Below are 23,091 nucleotides of genomic sequence, written 5' to 3'. Positions count from 1 at the left end.
GGGCCCGATGGCAGCGACAGAGACACCCGCAGGACAGATGGGCATGGATTGCCCTGAGTTCGGACTGAAGGCGACAGATGGTCAGATCTGGTCGCCCGGCGATCTGCGCGGCGTGCGCGGTCTCGTCCTGATGGTCATCTGCAACCATTGTCCCTATGTGATCGGAGTTGCGGACCGTCTGGTCGAAACCGGAGCAGAGCTGATCCAGCGCGGCTTTGGCGTGGCGGCAATTTCGTCGAACGATGCAGATGCCTATCCCGCGGACAGTTTCGAAAACATGGCACATTTTGCCGAGAGATACCGTTTTCCGTTTCCGTACCTCTATGATGAGACACAAGAGGTCGCACGCGCACTGGGGGCGGTTTGCACACCCGATATATTCGGCTTCAACTCGATGCTTGAATTGCAATACCGCGGACGCCTCGATTCTGCCGGGCGTGCGGCAGCCACGGCCGATACCGAACCAGAGTTGCTGAACGCGATGATCCACATCGGGTCTCACAATGTCGGCCCCGAGGTTCAGCACCCATCGATCGGATGCTCGATCAAGTGGCGGTAAGACATCGGGTCGTTTTCGATCTTGACGGAACGCTGGTCGACAGCGTCCCGGGCCTCGCAGCCTCAGCCAACCAGATGCTGGCCGAGATCGGGCGCGACCCGGTCACGGCGACAGACTATGCGGCGTTTTGCGGTTGGGGGATGCGCCAACAGATCAAACAATGCCTGATCGCCACGGGTGGCGTTCCTGAGGATGGGCTGAAACCCTATCTCGCCCGGATGATGGAGATTTATTCCGCTGATCCAGTGCATGGTTCAGTTCGCTTCGAGGGTGTTACGGATGCGATCAACCAGCTCGCCGCGCGGGGGTATGGTCTTGCCGTCTGCACCCAAAAGCCCGAGGCGCAGGCGCGTCAGCTGCTGGAAGCGTTGGGGTTGATGCCGCCGATTACCGGCCTGACAGGTGGCGGCACGCTTGACGTTCTGAAGCCTGATCCTGCGATGCTGTTCCACGCGGCGGATCAGATCGGAACTGGCCCGATCGTCTATGTTGGGGACAGTACGGTAGACGAAAAAACTGCTGAAAATGCGGGTGTGCCGTTCTTATTTTTCGAAGGCGGATATCGCAATGGCGACGTCACCGCAGAGACGCGGTTCGCCGATTGGTCTCAACTGCCCTCGCTGATCCCCTGAGGCTCCATCCGCAACTTGCGCGCCCAGAGCGCCAGCGCCGCCAGGCTGGCGAGGCCAATCGCGCTGTAGATGGTCAGAATGCCTTGAATCTCTGCGAGAGGTAGTGCCGCCGCGCCAGTCGCGCTGCCTGCTGCAATGGCCAAACTGATTGCGAAAACGATCCGAGAGGCGAGGCTCAGGATCGACAAGTACGTTGCGCGGATATTGGAGTTTAAGAGTGGCTGCGTGCGCGCCAGAATGAACGGTCTTGAAAATGAATCAGGCACCATGCGCAGCAGAAGAATAAAGATAAGGCCCAAGCTGCCCCCAAGCGTCATCGCATAGGAAATCGCTACTTGAAGTCCGAAGGCGCATAACAGAATGGCGGCCAGCCCCAATTTCCGGCGCAGTGCGGGTGCGATCAGTGATGCGGCGAGCGAGACGACCATCATTGCTGTCGTTATTCCACCACTCACAAGCGGTGCATCCTGCTCCAATCCCAGTGGATGAAGCACTTCCAGAATGAATGGCTGCCCAAAGACGAATGGAAGGTGGCTGAAGCCGTACATCAGGATGCTCAAGACGAAGAGCCAAGCAAGGATCGGATCCCGAATGGCCGCCAACAACGCCGTGCGGGATTGGGACGGTGTTGCGCGGATTGAAGCTCTGCCCGGCTCCTGAAACGTCCAGCAAACCGGCAGAATCGCCGCAAAGGCTAACGCGGTTGCGATGAATGGGATGCTGCCACCGAACTGCGCCAGCGCACCACCCGTGACGGCTGAGAGGGCCAGGGCCGCAAAACCAAAACGCCATGCACGAAGCTCTTGGACCTCGGTGTCCGCCTCGCGCCCAAGGCTGCGCAGGCTCTCATATAGCAGCGAGGTATCAGTGCCAGACATCAGCGCCATGGACGCGCCCAGCAGGATCTGTCCCATTGCGAAGGCCAGAAAGCTGTCGCCTGTGGCAATTAGGAGCATCGCGCCAAAGCCACTTACAACCGACAGGATCAATGTAAGCCTGCGCCCGATCCGATCGCTCATATATCCAGAAGGCACTTCGAGAACGGTCGTTGCCACGTCATAGACAGCGTAGAGCAGGATAGCCTCTGCCCCCGACAACTCCTGTTGAAAGTAGAGAAACCACGTTGCCTGCCAGAACAGCAGGCTTTGGCCGAACTTGAACCATGGATAAAGGCGTATAGTACGCTCGGCGCCTTTAAAATCGCGTTCAAGGTGATCCATTGCGCCTCCATCGACGCTTGATCGTGCGCGCTGGGTCCCTGTGAGGCAAGCCCGTAACAGCCCGCAACAAAGGTTCAGTTGCCCCGCCTGTGCGTGAGGCCTATAGCACAGCGAAGTTCTGATAGATGATGCCATGCCCCAGCCTTCATATTTGAAACCTATTCTGCACTCCGGCCCCCAACCGGCTGATGCTTTGTGCCTTGCAGGCAGCACCTTATGGTTTCGCGAGGTTGAGGTTCTGCGACGGGATGGGGATGCCGAAATCGTTTCTGTGCTCGACCTGTCGCCAGATGCGCTTGCCGCCTATACGACCGCGCGCCCAGCCATTGCCGGTCTTTCAATGGACCGGCCGCATATCATGGGCATTGTGAACGTTACCCCGGACAGCTTTTCTGACGGTGGGATCCATCAGGGTGCGGCGGGGATCACACAGGCGCTTCATATGGCCGAAACAGGTGTCAGCATCCTCGACATCGGGGGGGAGAGTACGCGACCCGGTGCGGACTATGTTGACGTGGAAGAGGAACTTGCCCGTGTGCTGCCGGTTCTGAATGGCATTGCTGGCTCGGGCGTCCTGTCCATCGACACGCGCAAGGCCGAGGTCGCGCGGCAAGCCATCGCGGCCGGTGCTGCGATCTTCAACGATGTAACAGCACTCACATTTGATCCTGCCAGCGCCCGCGTTGCGGCCGAAAGTGATGTTGCTGTCTGCCTGATGCATTCCATCAAGACGCCCGCCACCATGCAGGATGATCCGCATTATTCAGATGTCCTGCTCGATATCTACGACGCCCTGGCCCAGCGGATCGCCGCGGCGGAGGCTGCGGGCATTCGCCGGGAGAGGTTGATTGTTGATCCTGGCATCGGCTTTGGAAAGACGCTGGAGCACAACCTCGCCTTGATCCGCGGGCTGGCCCTGTTCCATGGGCTTGGTTGCCCCATTCTCTTCGGTGCGTCGCGCAAACGTTTTATCGGAACGCTGACCGGGGTTGATGAAGCGCAATCACGCGATCCCGGCAGCCATGCGGTTTTGCAAATGGCGCTCGATGCAGGCGCACAGATCATTCGCGTCCATGATACGGACGGGGCTTTGCAGGTGCTGCGCATCTGGCAAGCCATTCATGCAGGAGGCAGCCGATGAGCAGCTCTATGTTCGGAACCGATGGCGTCCGCGGGCGTGCCAACAGTGGCAATATGACCGCAGAAACAGCGATGCGACTGGGCATGGCTGCCGGGACATGGTTCCGCACGAAGGAAGGTGCGCGACAGGTCGTGATCGGAAAAGACACGCGACGCTCGGGCTATATGTTGGAAACAGCGATGACGGCAGGTTTCGCGGCTGTGGGCATGTCCACACTGATGCTGGGACCTCTACCGACACCGGCGGTGGGGATGCTCACACGTTCTATGCGGGCAGATCTGGGTGTGATGATTTCTGCCAGTCACAATCCCCACCACGACAACGGTATCAAATTCTTTGGGCCGGACGGCTTCAAGCTTTCCGATGACGCTCAGGCCGGGATTGAGGATCTGATCGCCAATCCGCCCGAATTGGTTGATCCAGAGGCGATTGGCCGCTCCCGCCGGGTGGAGGATGGCATCGGGCGCTATGCCGAATTCGTCAAGACGACGATCCCACGCCGACTGCGGCTGAAAGGCCTGAGGGTCGTTCTGGATTGCGCGAATGGTGCCGCCTACAAGGTGGCGCCGCAGGTCCTTTGGGAACTTGGCGCGGATGTGATCCCGATAGGGGTTTCGCCGAATGGCTACAACATCAACAAAGACTGCGGTTCGACGTCGACCGATGCGGCGGCACGCGCGGTGGTTGAGTATCGCGCCGATATTGGGCTGACCCTCGACGGCGATGCGGATCGCATCATCGTCTTGGATGAAACCGGACGGCAAGCTGACGGCGATCAGATCATGGCCCTGATCGCGGGACGCGTTCTGGACAAAGGCGATCATATGGTTGCGACCGTGATGTCCAATCTGGGTCTTGAGCGGCATCTGGAAACGCGCGGCATAGGGCTGAAGCGGACCAAAGTTGGTGATCGCTATGTCGTGGAAGAGATGCGCCGCGGCGGCTACCGCGTCGGCGGAGAGCAATCAGGCCATATCGTTCTGACGGATTTTGTCACGACGGGTGACGGGCTGATTGCCGGGCTTCAGGTTCTGGCAGCCCTGATCGAGAGCGGCAAGAAGGCGTCCGAACTGCTTCATGTGTTTGAGCCGGTGCCGCAAACGCTCAAGAATGTGCGGTTCAAGGCCGGAACAGCGCCTCTTTCGGCGGCCAAGGTCAAGGAGGCGATTGCCGACGGTGAGGCGGCTTTTGCGGATCGCGGGCGCTTGGTGATCCGTGCCAGCGGGACCGAGCCTCTGATCCGGGTCATGGGCGAGTGTGAGGACAAGACGCTGTTGCACAAGGTGGTCGACAGCATCGCAGACGAAGTGGCCCGCGTGACCTAGCCCACGCTGCGACTATCGCAGATTGATGCGCAGCGCCGCAGCCGTCACCCAGGGAAAAATTGCCAACGTCAACAAGGTGGTGCCCGCCAGCAGAAGCATGGGGGGGCCACTTTCAAGGCCGCGCGCCGCATATCCCGTAACTTGTGCGCCAAAGATCAGTGTGGGGACGTAGAGCGGCAGGACCAGCAGTGAAAGTAACAAACCTCCGCGTCTAAGCCCGACGGTGAGCCCGGCGCCGATGGCCCCCAGTGCTGACAATGCTGGTGTTCCGACCAGAAGAGACAGCGTCAGCAGGCCCAGGGCCTGATCAGGTAAGTTCAGTGTCAATGCCAGAACGGGTGCGGCAACCACCAAAGGAAGGCCCGTGGTCAGCCAGTGGGCGAGGGTCTTGAGCGCCACAACCAGCTCCAGCGGCAATGGAGACAGGGCCAGGATGTCGAGGGTCCCATCCTCTAGATCCGCCTGAAACATGCGGTCGAGCGACAAAAGGCAGGCGAGCAAGGCCGCGGTCCAGACGATACCGGGGGCGACGCGGCCGAGTAGCGCTTGATCCGGCCCGATGCCAAGAGGGGCCATGAGCACGACAATCAGGAAAAAGGCGAGGCCTAAGCCCGCACCACCGCCCGCGCGGGTTGCCAGTCGGACTTCGCGGCCAAGCAGGGCAAGCGCGGGGCTCATGCCCAATCTCCGCTAAGGAATGGATCATCTTCGCGCGCCTCAGGTGCCGGGGCCGCGACTTCAACAGGGGGAAGCGGAAGCCCCAGATCGATATGGGTCGCGATCAGGGCCATCCCGCCATTTGTCAGGTGGGATTTGAGTACCTCTGCAAATAGCGCAGTGTGCGCCACATCGAGTGACACAGTCGGTTCGTCCAGAAGCCAGAGAGCGCGCGGCGCAAGGGCAAGACGTGCCAGCCCCAGCCTGCGCTTCTGCCCGGCCGAGCAAGCGGCTGCTGGGCGGTCTGCCAAGCTTTCAAGATCGAAGGCGTGTAGAGCGCGATCAGGATCACCACCGTAAAGCCTCGACCAGAAGGCGAGGTTTTCATGGACCGTCAGCGCTCCCTTGATCGCATCCGCATGGGCCGTGTGCGCGATCTGTTCGAGCCAGCGATCTGGCTCCTGATGGGAAACGCCGTTCAGCTGCGCCGAACCTCGGCTGGGTGCCAGTCCGATCAGACCGCGCAGTAAAGTCGATTTACCTGCGCCATTTGCCCCGCGGAGCGCAGCGCCCTGTCCGGGTGCGAGGCTCAGCGTGATGGGCGCGGAAACAGGTAGCCCACCGCGAAGTGTCTGAAAGGCGTCAAGTGTCAGGCTCATGGCCCAAGGCGTAGGACATCGGGGGCAGGGGCGCTAGGCTCATTTTGCTGTATGCTATCGCATGCTCGCTTGAAATGTGGCCACGCGCGGCCAAATCCTTAGCAAGCTATTGAGGTACTTGGTGGCAGCCACCTGTCACTGGATTACCGGCGCATCTAAGAAGGGGAGTTCTTCGCATGACCGTTACCGTTGGCACCGACACAAATCAGACCCGCCGGACGCTGGAGGCGGGTGGATCATCCTTTGCCTACTACTCTATCGACGCGGCGACCGAGGCTGGGCTGGGCGACTTCTCTCGCCTTCCCATTGTGCTCAAGGTCGTGTTGGAGAACATGTTGCGGTTCGAGGATGGCAAGACCGTCAACTCCGATGACATCAAAGCCTTTGCGGATTGGGCTGCAAAAGGCGGCAAAAACCCGCGCGAGATCGCCTATCGGCCCGCACGGGTGTTGATGCAGGACTTTACCGGTGTTCCGGCGGTCGTCGACCTTGCAGCCATGCGCGACGGGATCGTGGCGCTGGGAGGTGACGCGCAGAAGATCAACCCGCTCAACCCTGTCGACCTCGTCATCGACCACTCGGTCATGATTGACGAGTTCGGCAACCCGCGCGCCTTCCAGATGAATGTGGACCGTGAGTATGAACGGAACATGGAGCGTTACCAGTTCCTCAAGTGGGGGCAGGGCGCATTCAACAATTTCCGCGTCGTGCCGCCGGGCACCGGCATCTGCCATCAGGTGAACCTGGAATATCTCGCTAAGACCGTGTGGTCGGACAAGGACCAGAATGGTGACGTCGTGGCCTATCCCGACACGCTGGTCGGCACCGACAGCCATACCACGATGGTAAATGGCGCAGCTGTACTCGGCTGGGGCGTCGGCGGTATCGAGGCCGAGGCGGCGATGCTCGGCCAACCAATTTCCATGCTGATCCCCGAAGTCGTCGGCTTCAAGCTGACAGGTGCAATGCCTGAGGGGACAACTGCGACCGATCTTGTTTTGAAGGTCGTGGAGATGCTGCGCGAAAAGGGTGTGGTATCCAAGTTCGTGGAATTCTACGGCGATGGCCTGGACAATGTGCCGCTCGCCGACCGTGCGACCATTGGCAACATGGCACCCGAGTACGGCGCGACATGCGGTTTCTTCCCGATTGACGGAGAGACGATCCGCTACCTTCGTCAGACTGGCCGCGATGAGGAAACGCTGGCTTTGGTCGAGGCCTATGCTAAGGCCAACGGAATGTGGCGGAAGCCGGGTTATGAGCCGGTCTATACCGACACACTGGAACTCGACATGGGCACGGTTGTGCCCGCAATCTCTGGCCCGAAGCGCCCGCAGGACCACATCGCGCTGACAGAAGCGGCGACGGCGTTCCACGCCTATGTCGAAGGCCAGCGCGCGGGCAAGAGCAGTGAGCGGGCTGAGGCGCGCTGGGAAGCCGAAGGTGGCCAGCCCGAGCCGGTAGAGATCCCCGGTGACATGGGACACCACGCCAAGGGCTATGTGGATGGCGAGACGGGTGCGTATCAAATGCATGATGGCTCGATTGTCATCGCCTCAATCACGTCGTGCACGAACACGTCGAACCCTTACGTGATGATCGGCGCGGGCCTTGTGGCGCGAAAGGCCCGTGAGCTTGGACTTGACCGAAAGCCTTGGGTGAAGACATCCCTCGCGCCGGGATCGCAGGTCGTGAGCGCCTATCTTGAGGCTGCGGGCCTTCAGGACGATCTGGATGCGATCGGCTTCAACCTCGTTGGCTATGGCTGCACAACTTGCATCGGCAATTCAGGCCCACTGGAGCCAGAGATTTCCAAATGCATCAACGACAATGATCTGATCGGTGTTTCAGTGCTGTCGGGCAACCGAAACTTCGAGGGCCGGATTTCGCCGGACGTGCGCGCGAACTACCTCGCCTCCCCGCCGCTTGTTGTGGCCTATGCGCTCGTCGGTGACATGAATGTGGACATCACGAAGGAACCGCTTGGCAAAGACAAGAACGGCAATGATGTCTTCCTAAAGGATATCTGGCCGTCCCAGTCCGAGATTGCAGAGTTGGTCGAAAAGACAGTGACGCGCGAAGCGTTCCAGTCGAAATATGCCGATGTGTTCAAGGGCGATGACAAGTGGCGCGCGGTCGAGACAACGGACAGTGAGACCTATGATTGGCCTGCGGCGTCGACCTATGTTCAAAACCCGCCCTATTTTCAGAACATGTCTCATGAAGCCGGCGTGATTGAGGATATCGAAGGTGCGCGCGTGCTTGCAGTTTTGGGAGATATGGTGACGACGGATCACATCTCTCCCGCCGGGTCCTTCAAGGAGACGACGCCCGCAGGGCGCTATTTGACCGACCGGCAGGTGCAACCGCGAGAGTTCAATTCATACGGATCACGGCGCGGCAATCATGAGGTCATGATGCGCGGGACCTTTGCCAACATCCGCATCCGAAATGAGATGCTTGATGATGTGGAGGGGGGATATACCCTTGGCCCGGACGGAGAGCAGACCTCCATTTTCGAAGCCGCGATGGCCTGGCAGGACAAGGGCGTCCCGCTCGTCATTTTCGGTGGTGAGCAATACGGAGCTGGGTCATCACGGGATTGGGCGGCCAAGGGAACGAACCTTCTCGGCGTCAAAGCTGTGATCGCAGAGAACTTCGAACGGATCCATCGCTCAAACCTTGTCGGCATGGGCGTGATCCCGTTTGAGTTCACCAACGGGGATACCCGCAAATCACTTGGCCTAACCGGACAGGAGACTGTTTCGATCAACGGACTTGCAGGGGACATCAAACCGTTGTCGGAGGTTCCATGCTCCATCACCTTTGCCGACGGCACGGTGAAGGAGATCACGCTGAAATGCCGGATCGATACGGAAGTCGAGATCGACTACGTGCGCAATGGCGGCGTGCTGCACTACGTCCTGCGCAATCTGGCCAAGGCGGCCTGATCGTTGAGCCTTTCGTCGGGCGGGTCGCACTGAGCGCTCCCGCCCGGTTCGCCGGTTTTGCGTCGATGTGAATTGACGGTGGGCCCGGAGTTGCCCATCGTGAAGCCATGAAAGGCTTCCCCGATCTTCCGCCGATATGGCTTGCCGCCGCACTTGGCGTGAGCTGGATTCTTGCCACCTACGCGCCGATGCTCCGCTTTGATGTTGGCCTATTGGCGAACGTCGTCTTCTGGGCAGGTTTGGCCGTCATTGCATGGGCTGTTTGGTGGTTCTTTCGCCGCAAGACACCCGTGGAACCACACCACACTCCGAAAGTTCTGTTGGTTGAGGGGCCGTTCCGGTTCAGCCGCAATCCGATCTATGTTGGTCTGACGATGATCCTGATTGGAGTTACAGCAGGCTGGGGCGCGATTTCAGGGCTTTTCACCATTCCCGCGTTCATCCTCATCATCCACAGCCGCTTCGTTTTGAAGGAAGAGGATGCATTGCGCGAGACATTCGGCGCGGAGGCTGACGACTATATCGCGCGCACGCGACGCTGGGTCTAATCGCCCATTGGCCAATCGGCGGCCCGTTTGATCAGATCCAGAACCTCATCCTGACGATCGTAGAGGACGTGGTATCCTGTGCCTTCGAGCACCGTTAGCGGCGTGTTGCTCGTCTTGCGGAGAAACGCATCAACAAATTTTACCGCCATCACAGGGCATTCGGCAGGATGCAGCCATTCGGTGCGCGTGGTTACGGCGTGGTAATCCGCGGACCAATCCTCCATCGCGGCAACACCGTCCAGTCGCAGCGCTTTCGTGCCCTGATCGGTCAAATGAAACAGCCCGGCCTTCAGCAGTGGGAAAATCTCTGGATCATCGAGCTCTGCAAGATCGATAGGGTGATCTTTGTAGAAGTTTTCCAGATACTTCCGGGGGCCCTGTGGCGTACTGCGCCAATGGCGGATCCCCAGTTTGCTGATCAAGTCAAACACCGATGGCGTGTGCAGCACCGCAATTGCCGCCAGCCGCGTCATCTTGTTCATCTCACGAATGTAGTCTTCCTCAATCGGGATGCCCGCACCGATCATGACCATGCCACGCAGGTTTCCCTGCATGTGTGCCGCGACGCGGTAGGCGTGCGATACTCCGCCCTGATGCACCATGAACAGCGGGTTGCGCAAATCCAGCCGCTCGATCAGCCGCAATGTGTCGTCCACAACGGTGCGATTATAATTCTCGTCCTTCAAAGCCGCACTCGTGCGTCCGAAGCTGGGCCGCGATGGAGCAATAATCTTGAGGTTTGCCTTGATCAGGGCACGCTCGAACGACGGTGGAAAGAACGGGCCCAACTGAAGGGCGTGAAAGAACACAATTGGTCGCCCTTTTGGCGCACCAAATGTGCGGTACTCCAGTTCACGCCCATCGGGCATCGCCATCAAAGCCCCGGGACCGAGCCGGGCGGGGCTGTTTTCGAGTTCGGATAGGTCAGGCTTGTCTGTCACAGTCTGTGCGCCGTCGTCCAGCAATGTGACGGATGTGGCAAGTAAGACCAGATCAGACATGCGTGAGAGGCCGGTGCGCGCAAGAAGAGCCTTGGCCTGCGCTTTGATCGTATCCACCGATTTGCCCGAACGCTCTGCAATTTCGCGCTGGCTCAACCCTTCGAGCATGCCTCGCAAGACATCACCCTCGCGCGGTGTAAGCGACAGTGCCCGCGCGATGCGTGCAACCCGTTCATCTGTCCAGACGACGTCCGTTAGCGACAACGCCAATGTCGGCTCATCATCGGTCAGAACCATGCGCAAGACGCCCAGGGTCGAGTGACCGTCATGGTCGCGCATCATCGGGTGCAGGCTGCCCTGTGGGGCAATCCCCTCCCGCATCTTGGCAAGCGCCTCACGTATGTGACCCAGCGATATCGGATCTAGTGGAAGGTCAGAGATGCGGGTGGCCGCGGTGATCCCGAGCCATTCAGAAGCCGCCTTGTTCATCCATCGGACGTTCCCGCGCGCGTCAATCATAATTCGGGCCAGCGCATCGTTCGTTGCACGGACGTGGAGTGAGCTGTGCATATCCTCGGCGCTGCCGCCCCGGCCGCTTAGACGCAAGATGCGGGCCTCATGCCGGGCGATTGCGGGATCCGGAGGCCCATAGGCGGGAAGGTCCGACGCAAGACGCCATCCGTCGGAGGCATTGAAAATGTAAGTGTGCGCCTCGTCGAAGAAACGCTCGATCCAGTCGGGATCTTCACCCATGGCGTAAGCCGCATCGATCAGGTCGAGCAGCCTTGCCTCGGCATTTCTGTCGCTATTTATATGGCTTGCATCCATTGCACTCGCATTTTGCAAATTCGCGATGGTGCAACGCAAGAGAAGAAAGGTCGCGCCCCACGATTCCTTGATTGGACCCGGCGGTTTTTTGCTCATAAGTCTCAAGGCAACACGCAAATGGAGTAGAAAGCGATGCGGAGTATGCGCGCGATTCTTGTTGGTTTGTCTTTGATGTTGGGTGCTGTGCCGGCGACGGCGCAATCCAACACGGTGGTGGTTGAGCTTTTCACCTCTCAGGGGTGTTCATCATGCCCACCTGCGGATGCCCTGCTGGGTGAATTGGCGGAGCAGCCCGGGATCATCGCGCTTAGCATGCATGTCGACTATTGGGACTATCTGGGTTGGCGCGATCGCTATGCCTCCCCGGCCATGACGCAGCGGCAGCGCGACTATCAGGAGGCCCATCAGGCCCGTTCGATCTTCACACCACAGATGGTCATTCAGGGCCGAGAGGCGGTGATCGGACATCGGCGTAACGAAGTCGCCGCCGCAATCGCGGCGCAGCGGGCTTTGCCCACGTCAGTCAGCCTTCAACTGATGCGGGATGGTGGCCAGGTGCAGGTCGAAATCCTGCCGGTTGGTGCTGCATCCACGGGCGTTGTGCACATGTTTGCTTATGATGTGCCGCGATCCGAGACGATCCGCGGCGGTGAAAATGGCGGACATACGATCACATACCACAACGTCGTGACCGCATGGATGCAACTGGGCGTCTGGAATGGCGAGCCGATGGAGCTTTCGGTACCGATGCCCACGATGGGCAAAGGCGTAGCCGTGATCGTTCAGGACGGGGCCAGCGGACCGATCCTGGCTGCCGCCCAGCTGGAACGCTGAGCCTAGCGCCAGCGACGGTGAAACCAGAACCATTGTTCCGGTCTCTCGAGGATCTTGGCTGAGAGCGCGTCATTCATGGCGCGCATCATCACTTCATCTTCGTCGTGTAGGATCGCGTCACCCAGCCAACAGTCGAAGGTGACGCCATCCTCGTTCCGATAGGTCAGTGCCGGATAGACGGGGATACCCTGGCTCTTCGCTAGCTTTGCAGCCGTGAGGGTCGTCTCGGCCGGTTGCCCGAGAAAGGGGATCAGGGGGGATCCGCTCTGTTTTTGGTCGATCAGAATTGCCGCAACACCTCCGCCCCGCAAATGGCGCACCAAGTCGCGCGTTCCGTGGCGGCCCTTAGGGAAATTTTGGGGGCTGATCGTGTTGAGCGCGGAGACGAAATCGTCGTTGTAGTAGGGGTTATTGTGAGGGCGATAGACGCCTGCAACCTCCGCATCGAAATTGAAGCGGCTGATGATCCGCATCCCTTCCCAATTGCCGAAATGGGCTGAGACCATCAAGGCGCCCTTGCCGTCTTGCAACGCTGCCCTGTAGGCATCCCAACCCGGACCAGACGACCGAAAGCGCTCATGGTGGTGAACGACCTCATCCATGAACATCTCTTCGATCAGCACACGTCCTGTATTGTCTCCGACCTTTTCAAGAAACGTCCGACGCGCCTGCATCGACATCTTGGGAAAGATCAGTTCAATGTTGCGGTCGAAGCGTTTGCGGGCCGCGGGCAGGCGGACGAGCAATTTGCGCCCGACCCAACTGCCCACGCGCAGCCGCGTGGAAAAGCGCAGCGGTCGCAACATCTGCTTGCCAACGCGCAGAACTCCATTCGAGAGCCGATGTCCCAGATCGGTCAGCTTGCTCATACTTGGGTCAACCTCACTATGCGTACCAAGAGCATCAAGAATGTCACCGCACACCCTAATCCTGTTGCAACGAACAGTCCCATTTCTGCGAGAGGTGTCATCATGGACAGGATATAGCCCGCCGGAACCATGACGCACCAGAACCCGACAAAATAACATCCCGTCAAAAGCCAAGTGTCGCCCAGTGCACGTGCGCATTGCCCCATAACGACCTGTCCTGCATCAAATAGCAGGGAAAACGCCAGGACCGCGAAGAGTGGGGTAACTCGGGCCAGCAAGGCGGCCTCGGCTGAGAAGAGGGATGCAACGGGCTGGGCAAACAGCACCAGAATTGCGCCGAGCGCTGCGATCACCATCAGGGCCAATGCCAGCGCAGCGAAGGCGTCAAAGCGTGCTTGTGGCAGGTTCCCGCGCCCGGCGGCGGCTCCGACCCGCACAGCTGCGGCAACGGAAAGGCCAAGTGCGACCATGAACAGTGCGGCCTCCAGATTGTGGGCAATCGAATAGGCGGCCAGTTCGCTGGTCCCCAAGAGCCCGGCAAACTGGCCCAGAGCAGCAAAGGCCATGGTTTCAAAGAAATATGCAACACCCCCGGCCGCCCCGATCTTGGCGATCGGGCCAAGTTCCGACATTGCTGCCCCCGCCTTTGCGCGTATTTCAGGACGGGTCAGAACCACTGACAGCAGGATCAGCAGGACGCTTAGCCGCGCCGCATTGGTGGCCCATGCCGCACCGACGGCACCCATTTCGCCAATCAGGATCGTGTTCAGCGCAATGTTGACAATGTTCGCGACGATCATGCCATAGAGCGCAGGTCGCGTTCGCCCGGTGGCCTCTAACCAGAAGGCGCAGGCCACGAACAGGATTTGGATGAAGGCGCCCGGTGCCAATGCCCTTGCCACGGGGAGAGTCCCGGCAATCATCTCGGGCCGATGACCGACAAAATGCAGCAATGGTCCAATTGACAGGATCACCGCCAGTGCGAGCGCACCGATGGTGGCCGCCCACATCAGACCATCCCGAAAAACCTGCCGCAATGCAGCCGTGTCAGCCCGCCCATGCGCCTGTGCCGCGCGCGCAAGGATGCCAGTTGTAGCACCGATCCCGGTGATCATCACCGGGAGCGCAACGGTCATGCCGAGCGCGAAGAACGCCAATTGCTCGGTGCCAGCTTGGCGCCCCAACATCGCCACGTCGACGATTGCCATGAAGAGGATGCCAAAGCGTGACAGCATAACGGGCCAGGCAAGCGGGATCAGCTCCGCCCAGCTGCGCCTCAGCCGTCCAGTGTCAATCATGGGTCACCCGCTCTCGATGCCAGACATAGAGACCGGCACCCACGATGATGATCGCTCCGATCCAGGTCCAGAAATCCGGCCACTCCGCAAAGAAGAGCAGGCCCCAGAGTGCATTAAGTGCAAGCCCAAAATAGGTCATCGGTGCCAAAACCGACGCAGGTGCTGCGCGCAAAGCGAGGATCAGCAGATACTGACCCGCCCCTCCGGCCAGGCCGATGCCAAGCATCAACACAATGTCGCCGCCCCCCGGTACCTCGAATACCGGGATGACGAGGACGCTCGCGACCAATGTTCCGAACAAACCGGTATAGACAAAGCTTGTGAGCGGATTTTCATCGGCGCTGAGAAACCGTGTGGCGATCGCGTAGGACGCATAGAAAAACGCAGCGAGCACTGGCAGCAAGGCATAGGGTGTAAAGACATCAAGACCGGGGCGAATGATTATAAGCGCGCCGATCAGGCCGGCGGCGAGTGCAAACCAGCGGCGCGGTCCGACGCTTTCCCCCAGAACGAAGATCGCAAGCAGCGTCACGATCAATGGATTGACCTCGAAGATCGCGGTGGCCTCTGCCAGATCGAGACCGGATAGGGCAAAGTAAAAGCTGATCGTTGCGCCAAACACCAGCATCGAGCGGAGCATTTGCAACTTCCAGTGGGGCGTCGGCAGGATCGCGGGAAGGCGAGGGGCCAGTAGCATGACTGTCCAAAGGACCTGACTGATATATCGTGCCCAGACGACCATGATCGGATCATGTCGCGCAGTCAGACTGTTCGCTGTTGCGTCCATGATCGTGAAAAAGAAGATCGACGCGAGGATCAACAGGATGCCCTTGCGATGCCCGGTCGTTCCATTCTTGTGGCCGTTCGCTGGCTCTGACAGGGGGGCAGTCGGCATCGGGGAATCCTTGCGCTTGATCAAAAGAAAGGGGCGGTGCCGCGACCTGCGGCACCGCCCCTGAACGGGATATCGGTGTGCGCGTCAGTTCTTCACGGCGGAGATCATCATGACCATTTGTCGGCCTTCGACTTTGGGCATGTTATCAATCTTGCCCAGCCCTTCGACATCGGCAGCCACGCGGTTCAGTAGTTCGCGGCCAAGCTCCTGGTGCGCCATTTCACGACCGCGGAAGCGGAGCGTCACCTTAACCTTGTCACCATTCTCGAGAAACTTGACCACATTGCGCATCTTGACGTCATAGTCATGCGTGTCGGTGTTGGGGCGGAATTTCACCTCCTTCACCTCGATGGTCTTCTGCTTCTTACGAGCTTCCGATTCGCGCTTTTGCTGTTCGTATTTGAACTTCCCGAAATCCATGATCTTGCACACGGGCGGGGTGGCGTTCGGAGAGATTTCGACGAGGTCGAGACCTGCATCGAGGGCCATTTCAACCCCCTGACGGGGTGTGACGACGCCAACCTGCTCCCCATCCGCGCCAATAAGGCGGATTTCGGGGGCACGGATGCGATCATTCACTCTTGGGCCGGTATCACGGGTCGGAGGGGCGTTATGCGGACGACGGGCTATGGCAACGGATCCTTTGATTGTTCAAGACAAGCGGGCGCACAGCATGCGCCCAACATTAGGCTTGTTTAAGTGGATTGAATTGGACGCGCCGTCAATAGTCTGACAACCTGCAAAATCGTTACGGCGCGATCTTGCCGCCTGATCCGGTGTCAAATATGCCTCGTAGCCCGCGATTTGGTCTGGGAAGGCGATGACTGCGATCTCGTATCTGTTTGCGATCCTGTCGGTCGCATGTTCGGCGGCTTATGTCGGCTATTTTCAGATGGCCCCTGTTTCCCGTGCCCGCCTTGCAACCAAGACCGGTGCTACGGCTTGTCTGGCGATCTTTGCCTTCACCATCGGCTCATCTTTCATTCTTGTAACGGCATTGGCGCTTGCCACCGTGGCTGACGCAATGAAGGCAAGCCGCAGTGAGCATGGCTATGTTGGCTCGATGGGCATCTTTCTGTTCGTGAACTTGCTTATCGCCCTAGATATCTACGTTTATCATTGGGTGGGCTTTCAGGCGATTTTTGTGCAGGTCGCAGCCCTCGTCGGTATTTGCGCTGGGTATACCATCCTGATTTGGCCCTATCTGGGCGCACACCGAAAGATCGTCCTGCCCTACACCGTCTCCGTCCTATTGATTTTCATCCTCGCCATGGGATCATCAATGGATGCGGCGATGCTCAAAGTGGGTGCCGTCCTGATCGTTATTTGCAATGGCTTGCTCGGGATCGAAATGATGATGTTCAATCGATCCTATATGATCCTACGAATGCTCGGCCCGGTGATCTGGCTGAGTTATTACTTCGGTCTTGTCCTCGTCGTATTGGGAACATTTCCGGTAAATGGTTGAGTCCGGCTTCAACGCGGTATTTCTCATCATCGCGGTGCTCGCCGCGCTTGATTATGCGTTCCGTCATAGCTGGCGCCTGCCGAGCGCCGAGCGTAGTGCGACCAAGACGACCGCGACAGTGGCCTTGCTGATTTGGGCGGCCGCTCAGCGAGTGCCGGAGCCAGTTCTGTTAGGCCTTGCCTGTTCGATCTTCGGTGACTTTGCGATGAGCCGTCGCGGCACGGTTTGGCTGACCCGTGCCGGGTTCGCGTTCCTGGTGACCCAGATTTTCTACATGGTCGCCTATTCCCGCTTCGAGCTGCAACTCGATGCGACCATCGGGCCCGTCCTGCTGCTGGGGCTGATCACGACGGCTTCAGCCTATTTTCTATATGGCACGTCGATCCACGCAGCCCGCACCGCTGGCGTTCTGCATTTGGTGGTCATTCTCATTCAATTCGTGCTGACCCAGATGTTCACGGATGCAAGCGTGTTGCTGGCCTATGCCGGAATTCTCTTCCTGGTTTCTGGTCATATTCTGGGGGCCGAGTTGGCGATGCTTGGGCCGGAGTCACCTGAATTGAAGTGGACCGGGCCAATCGTCTACGGAACCTATTTTGCAGCGCAGATTTGCGTTGTTCTTGCCTTTTCCCCCTTTTCGCTAAACTAGCGCGGGGCTGGGCGCTGACCTTTGTCAGCGCCCAGCCCCAAGAGTTAGACGAGGTCAGGAGGGGTTGCTTCACCTTTCAGCGCCGCAACGACTTCCCCAGTCGGCAAAACCGATGACTGTTTCTCACCCAGACGGCGCATGGAGACAGTCTTGTTCTCGACCTCCTGCCGTCCGATGGCGAGGATTACCGGCACTTTGCCGAGGGAATGTTCGCGGACCTTGTAGTTGATCTTCTCGTTCCGCGTATCAGCCTCCGCCCGGATGCCTTGCGCACGCAGATTTTCCACAACCTCTGTCACATACTCATCCGCGTCCGACACGATGGAAGCGACAACAACCTGACGGGGCGCCAACCAGAAGGGCAACTTACCTGCATAGTTCTCGATCAAAATGCCGAGGAACCGCTCGAAAGAACCCAGCACTGCGCGGTGCAGCATGAAGGGACGGTGCTTCTCCCCGTCCTCGCCGACATATTCCGCCTCGAGCCGGTCGGGAAGCTGGCTGTCCACCTGGAAGGTGCCGCACTGCCACTCGCGCCCGATGGCGTCCGTCAGCTTGAAATCGAGCTTCGGGCCATAGAACGCGCCTTCGCCGGGATCGACCTCATAGTCCATGCCGATGGACTTGATCGCCGCTTCCAGCGCGCCTTCGGTGATGTCCCACTCTGCGTCAGTGCCGATCCGCTTTTCGGGGCGGGTGGAGAACATGATCTTGAAGCTGTCAAAGCCCAGATCTTTGTAGACGCGGCTGAGGAGCTGGATGAACTTCGCGCATTCCGCCTCAATCTGCTCCTGTGTGCAGAAGATATGTGCGTCGTCCTGCACGAAGCCGCGCACGCGCATCAGGCCGTGCATGGCCCCGGACGCCTCATAGCGGTGGCAGGAGCCGAACTCGGCTAGGCGCAGCGGCAAGTCGCGATAGGATTTGAGGCCCTGATTGTAGACCTGCACATGGCAGGGGCAGTTCATCGGCTTGAGCGCATTGGTGCGCTTCTCGTTCGCGTGCTCCTCATCGATCTCGGTGATGAACATGTTCTCGCGATACTTGTCCCAGTGGCCCGACGCCTCCCACAGCTTGCGGTCCACGACCTGCGGGGTGCGGATCTCGCGGTAGCCGTCCTCGATCTGGCGACGGCGCATGTAATCCTCGAGCGCGCGGTAAACCGTCCAGCCATTGGGATGCCAGAACACCATGCCCGGCGCCTCTTCCTGCAGGTGGAAGAGGTCCATTTCCTTGGCGAGCCTGCGGTGATCGCGCTTCTCCGCCTCCTCGACCATGTGGAGGTAGTCCTTGAGTTCCTGCCGGTTGCGGAAGGCGACGCCGTAGATACGCTGAAGCTGCTTGTTCTTTGCGTCCCCCTCCCAATAGGCGCCGGACACGCGGGTCAGCTTGAAGGCATCGGCGGGCACCTGACCGGTATGGACGAGATGGGGGCCGCGGCAGAGATCCTGCCAGTCCCCGTGCCAGTACATGCGGATGTCTTCGCCTTCGGGGATGCGGTTGACCAGAGCGACTTTGAACGGCTCGTCTGCCGCTTCGTAGTGGGCGATGGCGTCGGCGCGCGACCACACTTCGGTACGCACGGGATCGCGCGCGGCGATGATGTCGCGCATCCTCTTTTCGATCTGTGCAAGGTCGTCGGGGGTGAACGGCTCCTCCCGGTCGAAATCGTAATACCAACCATTCGCGATGACCGGGCCGATGGTGACCTTCACGTCGGGCCAGATCTCCTGCACCGCACGCGCCATGATGTGCGCCGCGTCGTGCCGGATCAGTTCGAGTGCCTGCGCCTCGTCCTTGATGGTGTGAATCGCGAGATCTGCATCCGCCTCAATCGGGCGGCTGAGGTCGCGGAACTCGCCGTTAATGGTGCACGCAAGTGCTGCCTTGCCGAGGGATTTAGAGATGTCCGCTGCAACCTCACCCCCCGTGATTCCGGCCTCATATGAGCGTTGCGCGCCATCGGGCAGAGTGATCGTGATCTGGGCCATTAGGGGCCTCCTACGGTTCGGCGCCTACGAGTGCGCCCGGTTGCGGTTATGTGAGGCGAGGTATGGGGGAGGGAAGGGAAGGGGTCAAGCGGTCGCGCGGCCGGCGGATATATCTTCAAGGTGACAATTAATACCGACAATGCCGTTCCATGATTATAGTTTGATTGGATGCAGAGATTTTTCGGCATCTTCAGCAAGGATCGGCTTGAGGCCTTCGAAATTGGCATTCGATTGACCCTTCGCGTTGCTTTACTCGCTATTTTAGCAGGTTTCCTCTACAACGAGTTGACCGATGATCGCTCACTGCTGGACCGGGTGAAGGACCGCAGGGAGTCTTTCCAGAGATTTCTGGAGGCAGCAGAGATCGAGCTTGAAAGCCTAGAATTCCTCGGCCTGACTGCGCGGGTCTCCGCCAGTGCGGACGTCGTGCTCGACGCGCGTGGCGAGATCGAGCGTCTTTCGCAACGCAGCAATCAGCTTCTCGTTCTCCTTGGTTGTCTGGATAAGGGGTCGTGCAGTCCTGAAGGGCGGCGGGAGATCGCACGGGTTCTGGCGGAGGCGAACGCTCGCTCCGCCGGTTCGCAGGAAGGCACGCGCTCCATCGTCGATACACTCGATACTGTCATCAGTTCTGCCAATGACAGGTCTCTCCAAGCGGGCAGCAGCACCGCTGACGCATCGACCCGTTGGGCTGTGATTTCAGCGTCCTCTGCGACGGAGCGCGAGGCGCGCACCGAACTTGGAAAACTGCAGAGCATTGGCATCGATGCGGAAAACGTCCAACGCAGGGACTGGATCGCAACGGTCGCATTCTACGACGACCGGGCAGAGGCCTTCGAGAGGATTGAGAACATTGCGGAGGCGGCGGGACGCACGCCGCTCGTCCATCCTGTCAACACCTGGTGTCCTGGCGGGCTGATAGATGGCGTCGACTCAAAAACCAGGAGCGTCTGCGCGGCCGAGTAAATGAGAGTCAGCGTCCGCCGCCCTCATAAACCTCCAACGTCCTGCGCTGCATTTCGGTGATGGTGAACATCGAGCGAATGCGGCCGCGGGCAGCGACGCTCATATGGGCACGCGTGCTGTCGTCGAGCGTTAGAGCTGCCGCAATGGCATCGGCCAAGGCTTCAATATCGCCAGGTGCCACCAGCCAGCCTGTTTTCCCGTGATCCACGGTTTCGAGCGCTCCACCAAGGGCTGTTGCGATAACCGGGCGGCCCATGGCCTGCGCCTCAACCGCGGTCCGTCCGAAGGATTCGGGAACGCGGGAGGGGGTTACAACGACCGCTGACAGCTTGTAGGCGGCTTCCATATCAGCGCAGTGCCCCACCATGCGCAGGTGGCCGACCAGACCTGCCTCGCGCGCCATTGCTTCAAGCTTTGCACCGTAGCCTGATCCGCCGTCGTCGCCGACGAGGACGATTTGCCAGTCACTTGGCTCTCCGCGCGCGCGCAGCACCCGACCGGCAGCAATGAGGTCTTCCTGCCCCTTTATCGATGTCAGACGGCCGGGCAGCAAAATGATCGGTCGGGCGTCCTCGATCACGCCCCAGGATTGCGCGAGTGAGATGGTACGCTCGGTGCTGACAGCTTCTTCAGCAAAAGAATTTATGTCGGCGCCGCGCGGGATCGTTACCACCTGGGCCTCGGAGAGGCCGTATCGCTCGCGCACGATTTCGGCGACGAATTCAGACGGAGCGATGACCGGATCGCCTTTCGCCATTACACTGTTGTACCGCTTCTTCAGCCAGCTCTTTTCACCGTAAACGCCATGATACGTCGTGACGAACCTCGTGTTTGTCGCGCGGCAGGCCCGGAAGCCTGCCCAAGCCGGGGCGCGGGATCGTGCATGCACGATATCGACCTTTTCCTCAACGATGATGCGCTCAAGCTCCCGCGCATTCCGGCGGATCGCGAAAGGACTTTTGGAGCCTATGTCGATCTGGATCAACTCGCCGCCTGCGCGGCGCAGTTGCGGCTCCAGCCGTCCGCCCTTACTGGCGACAAGCGCCCGGTGGCCCTGCGCGGTCAGCGCTTGCGCAATCTCGATCGCGCCACGCTCGACCCCCCCGGACTCAAGCGCAGGGACCAGTTGCAGGACCGTCAACGGTCGGGCAGGATCGCCGGCAATACCGGAATGGGAAGGAGTATCGGACATGCAGGACCACAGTGTTTTCGAGCCGGATGGGCAGCGGAAAATCGCTTACCATCGGACAATGGCCGAGGGCGAGGGGGTCGGCAAGCCGGGAATAGTTTTTCTGGGCGGGTATAGCTCTGACATGACCGGAACCAAGGCGGTCTGGTTGGAAGAGTGGGCTCGTGCACGGGGGAGAGCCTTCCTGCGTTTTGACTATCAGGCTCATGGTGCCAGTTCAGGTGACTGGGCCGACGGCTCGATCGGTGCCTGGTCCCAAGATGCCTTCGATATCATCGCGGCAATGACAGAGGGTCCGCAAATTCTGGTTGGGTCATCAATGGGCGGATGGATGTCGTTGCTGACGGCGAGGAAATTGCCGGATCGCGTTGCAGGAATCGTCGGGATCGCAGCCGCCCCTGATTTCACAGAGGACGGGATGTATGCCGACTTCACAGAAGACCAACGCGAAATGTTGGAGCGTGACGGCCAGATCGCGCTGGAAAGCGACTATGACCCTGAACCATATATCGTGACCAAGCACTTTATTGAGGAGGGGCGGAACAACCTTGTTCTGCGCAGTCCGCTTTCGCTGCCATTTCCGGTGCGGTTCCTGCACGGCACGGCAGATACCGATGTGCCTTACACAAGGGCAATGGACACATTGCATCACGCTGACTGCCCCGATTTTCGGGTCGTATTGGTCAAGGACGCCGATCACCGGTTCTCTAGCGAGCCTTGCCTGCAATTGATCGGTGAGATGGTCGACCAGATCTCTTGATGCGCTGCGGCCTGGGTTCGGAGGGCTGAAATCGGATCAGATCGGCATTTCTGCGCCGTTCCATTGCCGGAAGCTTCCGGTTGTGGAGAGTGAGAGGGCGTCGAACTCCGCCATCAGGCCCACGGCGCTGTCCTCGACACTGATTGCGGCGCTCGCCCCGCCCATGTCGGTCTGGACCCAACCGGGGTGATAGGCTGCGATGGCGATGCCCCGTTCGCGCAATTCGTCCGAGAGGCTGAGCGCAAGATTGGTCGCAGCTGCCTTTGAGGCGCGATAGCTGTAAGCCGAGCCTTTTGCCTGTGTGCTCGATCCCATCTGCGATGAAATGACGGCAATCTTACCCTTTGTGGCCTCCAGGTGTTGTTGGAAGCTGCGTATGGTGAAGAAGACCCCAGCAACATTCGTCATCAGTGTTTGCGCCCATTCATCCTCTGAATAGCCGTCCGACGTAAGCCCGCCGCGACCGTGCAAGACCCCCGCGTTGCAGATCAGCAAATCGATTGGTATGGGGCCGATCCGTTCGGATGCGGCAAGCTGTCCGGCCTCGGATCTGACATCCAGCGCCACTTTTTCGATCCCATCGGGCAAATCTGCTGTCGCAGGGCTGCGCATCGTTGCGATCACGCGGTCGCCGCGCGCGTGATACCTGCGCGCAAGTTCGGCGCCAATGCCACGGCTTGCGCCGGTGATAAGTACGGTGGCCATAGATCA

At 59.6% G+C, this 23,091-nt stretch carries 22 protein-coding genes; 11 read left to right on the top strand and 11 right to left on the bottom strand.

Annotated features, from left to right (window positions below; translation table 11 throughout):
* Positions 1–7 precede the first annotated feature (7 nt).
* Together POI8812_RS11540 and POI8812_RS11535 are read left to right on the top strand one after the other, a co-directional pair.
* Positions 8–559, top strand: coding sequence for a thioredoxin family protein (locus POI8812_RS11540; RefSeq protein WP_108782751.1), 552 nt, complete (start codon positions 8–10; stop codon positions 557–559).
* Entirely contained in the window at positions 550–1,191 is a 642-nt protein-coding gene (locus POI8812_RS11535) for an HAD-IA family hydrolase (RefSeq protein WP_162844906.1), read from the top strand. The genes POI8812_RS11540 and POI8812_RS11535 overlap by 10 nt, the downstream gene beginning before the upstream one ends.
* On the opposite strand, the gene POI8812_RS11530 is transcribed toward POI8812_RS11535, so the two are convergent.
* The gene (locus POI8812_RS11530; protein ID WP_108782749.1) at positions 1,167–2,411 is read right to left on the bottom strand and encodes an MFS transporter; all 1,245 of its coding nucleotides are present in this window, start codon (positions 2,409–2,411) and stop codon (positions 1,167–1,169) included. The genes POI8812_RS11535 and POI8812_RS11530 overlap by 25 nt on opposite strands.
* A 133-nt stretch (positions 2,412–2,544) precedes the next feature.
* Between POI8812_RS11530 and folP the strand changes: the two genes are divergently transcribed.
* Together folP and glmM are read left to right on the top strand one after the other, a co-directional pair.
* The gene (folP, locus tag POI8812_RS11525) at positions 2,545–3,552 is read left to right on the top strand and encodes a dihydropteroate synthase (protein ID WP_108782748.1); all 1,008 of its coding nucleotides are present in this window, start codon (positions 2,545–2,547) and stop codon (positions 3,550–3,552) included.
* On the top strand, positions 3,549–4,877 hold the full coding sequence (gene glmM / locus POI8812_RS11520) for a phosphoglucosamine mutase (protein WP_108782747.1): 1,329 nt from the start codon (positions 3,549–3,551) through the stop codon (positions 4,875–4,877). Before folP ends, glmM begins: the two co-directional genes overlap by 4 nt.
* Positions 4,878–4,889: 12 nt before the next feature.
* Here the strand turns inward: glmM and ccmB are convergent, their stop codons facing one another.
* On the bottom strand, positions 4,890–5,555 hold the full coding sequence (gene ccmB, locus POI8812_RS11515; RefSeq protein WP_108782746.1) for a heme exporter protein CcmB: 666 nt from the start codon (positions 5,553–5,555) through the stop codon (positions 4,890–4,892).
* Complete coding sequence (gene ccmA, locus POI8812_RS11510; protein ID WP_108782745.1) at positions 5,552–6,193, bottom strand: heme ABC exporter ATP-binding protein CcmA; 642 nt, start codon at positions 6,191–6,193, stop codon at positions 5,552–5,554. The genes ccmB and ccmA overlap by 4 nt, the downstream gene beginning before the upstream one ends.
* A 176-nt stretch (positions 6,194–6,369) precedes the next feature.
* Between ccmA and acnA the strand changes: the two genes are divergently transcribed.
* Both acnA and POI8812_RS11500 read left to right on the top strand, forming a co-directional pair.
* Positions 6,370–9,144: an aconitate hydratase AcnA gene (acnA, locus tag POI8812_RS11505; protein ID WP_108782744.1), complete on the top strand. Its 2,775-nt coding sequence runs from the start codon at positions 6,370–6,372 to the stop codon at positions 9,142–9,144.
* A gap of 107 nt (positions 9,145–9,251) precedes the next feature.
* The gene (locus POI8812_RS11500; RefSeq protein ID WP_108782743.1) at positions 9,252–9,692 is read left to right on the top strand and encodes a methyltransferase family protein; all 441 of its coding nucleotides are present in this window, start codon (positions 9,252–9,254) and stop codon (positions 9,690–9,692) included.
* On the opposite strand, the gene POI8812_RS11495 is transcribed toward POI8812_RS11500, so the two are convergent.
* Entirely contained in the window at positions 9,689–11,461 is a 1,773-nt protein-coding gene (locus tag POI8812_RS11495) for a bifunctional helix-turn-helix transcriptional regulator/alpha/beta hydrolase (RefSeq protein ID WP_162844905.1), read from the bottom strand. The two genes, POI8812_RS11500 and POI8812_RS11495, sit on opposite strands and share 4 nt — an antisense overlap.
* Positions 11,462–11,602: 141 nt before the next feature.
* On the opposite strand from POI8812_RS11495, the gene POI8812_RS11490 reads away from it, so the two are divergent.
* On the top strand, positions 11,603–12,295 hold the full coding sequence (locus POI8812_RS11490; protein WP_162844904.1) for a DUF1223 domain-containing protein: 693 nt from the start codon (positions 11,603–11,605) through the stop codon (positions 12,293–12,295).
* Positions 12,296–12,297: 2 nt separating this feature from the next.
* Here the strand turns inward: POI8812_RS11490 and POI8812_RS11485 are convergent, their stop codons facing one another.
* From POI8812_RS11485 to infC, 4 genes are all read right to left on the bottom strand, one after another.
* Positions 12,298–13,164: a lysophospholipid acyltransferase family protein gene (locus POI8812_RS11485; RefSeq protein WP_162844903.1), complete on the bottom strand. Its 867-nt coding sequence runs from the start codon at positions 13,162–13,164 to the stop codon at positions 12,298–12,300.
* Positions 13,161–14,462, bottom strand: a complete 1,302-nt coding sequence (locus POI8812_RS11480; RefSeq protein WP_108782739.1) for an MATE family efflux transporter — start codon at positions 14,460–14,462, stop codon at positions 13,161–13,163. The genes POI8812_RS11485 and POI8812_RS11480 overlap by 4 nt, the downstream gene beginning before the upstream one ends.
* Positions 14,455–15,357: a DMT family transporter gene (locus POI8812_RS11475; protein ID WP_108782738.1), complete on the bottom strand. Its 903-nt coding sequence runs from the start codon at positions 15,355–15,357 to the stop codon at positions 14,455–14,457. Before POI8812_RS11475 ends, POI8812_RS11480 begins: the two co-directional genes overlap by 8 nt.
* Positions 15,358–15,441: 84 nt before the next feature.
* A complete protein-coding gene (gene infC / locus POI8812_RS11470; protein WP_245895378.1) occupies positions 15,442–15,936 on the bottom strand; it encodes a translation initiation factor IF-3 in 495 nt (164 codons plus the stop codon).
* 241 nt (positions 15,937–16,177) lie between these two features.
* On the opposite strand from infC, the gene POI8812_RS11465 reads away from it, so the two are divergent.
* Together POI8812_RS11465 and POI8812_RS11460 are read left to right on the top strand one after the other, a co-directional pair.
* A complete protein-coding gene (locus tag POI8812_RS11465; RefSeq protein ID WP_108782736.1) occupies positions 16,178–16,825 on the top strand; it encodes a lysoplasmalogenase family protein in 648 nt (215 codons plus the stop codon).
* The gene (locus tag POI8812_RS11460) at positions 16,818–17,474 is read left to right on the top strand and encodes a lysoplasmalogenase family protein (protein WP_108782735.1); all 657 of its coding nucleotides are present in this window, start codon (positions 16,818–16,820) and stop codon (positions 17,472–17,474) included. The genes POI8812_RS11465 and POI8812_RS11460 overlap by 8 nt, the downstream gene beginning before the upstream one ends.
* A 44-nt stretch (positions 17,475–17,518) precedes the next feature.
* Here the strand turns inward: POI8812_RS11460 and thrS are convergent, their stop codons facing one another.
* On the bottom strand, positions 17,519–19,465 hold the full coding sequence (gene thrS / locus POI8812_RS11455; RefSeq protein WP_108782734.1) for a threonine--tRNA ligase: 1,947 nt from the start codon (positions 19,463–19,465) through the stop codon (positions 17,519–17,521).
* Between the two features lie 168 nt (positions 19,466–19,633).
* On the opposite strand from thrS, the gene POI8812_RS11450 reads away from it, so the two are divergent.
* Positions 19,634–20,431, top strand: a complete 798-nt coding sequence (locus POI8812_RS11450) for an SPOR domain-containing protein (RefSeq protein WP_108782733.1) — start codon at positions 19,634–19,636, stop codon at positions 20,429–20,431.
* 7 nt (positions 20,432–20,438) lie between these two features.
* Here POI8812_RS11450 and POI8812_RS11445 read toward each other — a convergent pair whose 3' ends face one another.
* On the bottom strand, positions 20,439–21,623 hold the full coding sequence (locus POI8812_RS11445) for a glycosyltransferase family 4 protein (RefSeq protein WP_211310376.1): 1,185 nt from the start codon (positions 21,621–21,623) through the stop codon (positions 20,439–20,441).
* Between POI8812_RS11445 and POI8812_RS11440 the strand changes: the two genes are divergently transcribed.
* The gene (locus POI8812_RS11440) at positions 21,622–22,380 is read left to right on the top strand and encodes an alpha/beta fold hydrolase (protein WP_108782732.1); all 759 of its coding nucleotides are present in this window, start codon (positions 21,622–21,624) and stop codon (positions 22,378–22,380) included. The genes POI8812_RS11445 and POI8812_RS11440 overlap by 2 nt on opposite strands.
* A 36-nt stretch (positions 22,381–22,416) precedes the next feature.
* Here the strand turns inward: POI8812_RS11440 and POI8812_RS11435 are convergent, their stop codons facing one another.
* Positions 22,417–23,085, bottom strand: a complete 669-nt coding sequence (locus tag POI8812_RS11435; RefSeq protein ID WP_108782731.1) for an SDR family oxidoreductase — start codon at positions 23,083–23,085, stop codon at positions 22,417–22,419.
* Between the last annotated feature and the right edge of the window lie 6 nt (positions 23,086–23,091).

The sequence above is a fragment of the Pontivivens insulae genome (assembly GCF_900302495.1).
Taxonomy (GTDB): Bacteria; Pseudomonadota; Alphaproteobacteria; order Rhodobacterales; family Rhodobacteraceae; genus Pontivivens; species Pontivivens insulae.
This window is presented reverse-complemented; position numbering and strand designations above follow the sequence as displayed.

Bases quoted from the DNA above. Each gene is read 5' to 3' on its own strand.
- POI8812_RS11450 (WP_108782733.1), top strand. From the start codon at position 19,634: ATGCAGAGATTTTTCGGCATCTTCAGCAAGGATCGGCTTGAGGCCTTC.
- acnA (WP_108782744.1), top strand. From the start codon at position 6,370: ATGACCGTTACCGTTGGCACCGACACAAATCAGACCCGCCGGACGCTG.
- POI8812_RS11445 (WP_211310376.1), bottom strand. From the start codon at position 21,623: ATGTCCGATACTCCTTCCCATTCCGGTATTGCCGGCGATCCTGCCCGA.
- POI8812_RS11460 (WP_108782735.1), top strand. From the start codon at position 16,818: ATGGTTGAGTCCGGCTTCAACGCGGTATTTCTCATCATCGCGGTGCTC.
- glmM (WP_108782747.1), top strand. From the start codon at position 3,549: ATGAGCAGCTCTATGTTCGGAACCGATGGCGTCCGCGGGCGTGCCAAC.
- POI8812_RS11435 (WP_108782731.1), bottom strand. From the start codon at position 23,085: ATGGCCACCGTACTTATCACCGGCGCAAGCCGTGGCATTGGCGCCGAA.
- POI8812_RS11465 (WP_108782736.1), top strand. From the start codon at position 16,178: ATGACTGCGATCTCGTATCTGTTTGCGATCCTGTCGGTCGCATGTTCG.
- POI8812_RS11475 (WP_108782738.1), bottom strand. From the start codon at position 15,357: ATGCCGACTGCCCCCCTGTCAGAGCCAGCGAACGGCCACAAGAATGGA.
- POI8812_RS11540 (WP_108782751.1), top strand. From the start codon at position 8: ATGGCAGCGACAGAGACACCCGCAGGACAGATGGGCATGGATTGCCCT.
- POI8812_RS11440 (WP_108782732.1), top strand. From the start codon at position 21,622: ATGCAGGACCACAGTGTTTTCGAGCCGGATGGGCAGCGGAAAATCGCT.
- POI8812_RS11485 (WP_162844903.1), bottom strand. From the start codon at position 13,164: ATGAGCAAGCTGACCGATCTGGGACATCGGCTCTCGAATGGAGTTCTG.
- ccmA (WP_108782745.1), bottom strand. From the start codon at position 6,193: ATGAGCCTGACACTTGACGCCTTTCAGACACTTCGCGGTGGGCTACCT.
- thrS (WP_108782734.1), bottom strand. From the start codon at position 19,465: ATGGCCCAGATCACGATCACTCTGCCCGATGGCGCGCAACGCTCATAT.
- POI8812_RS11495 (WP_162844905.1), bottom strand. From the start codon at position 11,461: ATGGATGCAAGCCATATAAATAGCGACAGAAATGCCGAGGCAAGGCTG.
- POI8812_RS11490 (WP_162844904.1), top strand. From the start codon at position 11,603: ATGCGCGCGATTCTTGTTGGTTTGTCTTTGATGTTGGGTGCTGTGCCG.
- ccmB (WP_108782746.1), bottom strand. From the start codon at position 5,555: ATGAGCCCCGCGCTTGCCCTGCTTGGCCGCGAAGTCCGACTGGCAACC.
- POI8812_RS11500 (WP_108782743.1), top strand. From the start codon at position 9,252: ATGAAAGGCTTCCCCGATCTTCCGCCGATATGGCTTGCCGCCGCACTT.
- POI8812_RS11480 (WP_108782739.1), bottom strand. From the start codon at position 14,462: ATGATTGACACTGGACGGCTGAGGCGCAGCTGGGCGGAGCTGATCCCG.
- folP (WP_108782748.1), top strand. From the start codon at position 2,545: ATGCCCCAGCCTTCATATTTGAAACCTATTCTGCACTCCGGCCCCCAA.
- POI8812_RS11530 (WP_108782749.1), bottom strand. From the start codon at position 2,411: ATGGATCACCTTGAACGCGATTTTAAAGGCGCCGAGCGTACTATACGC.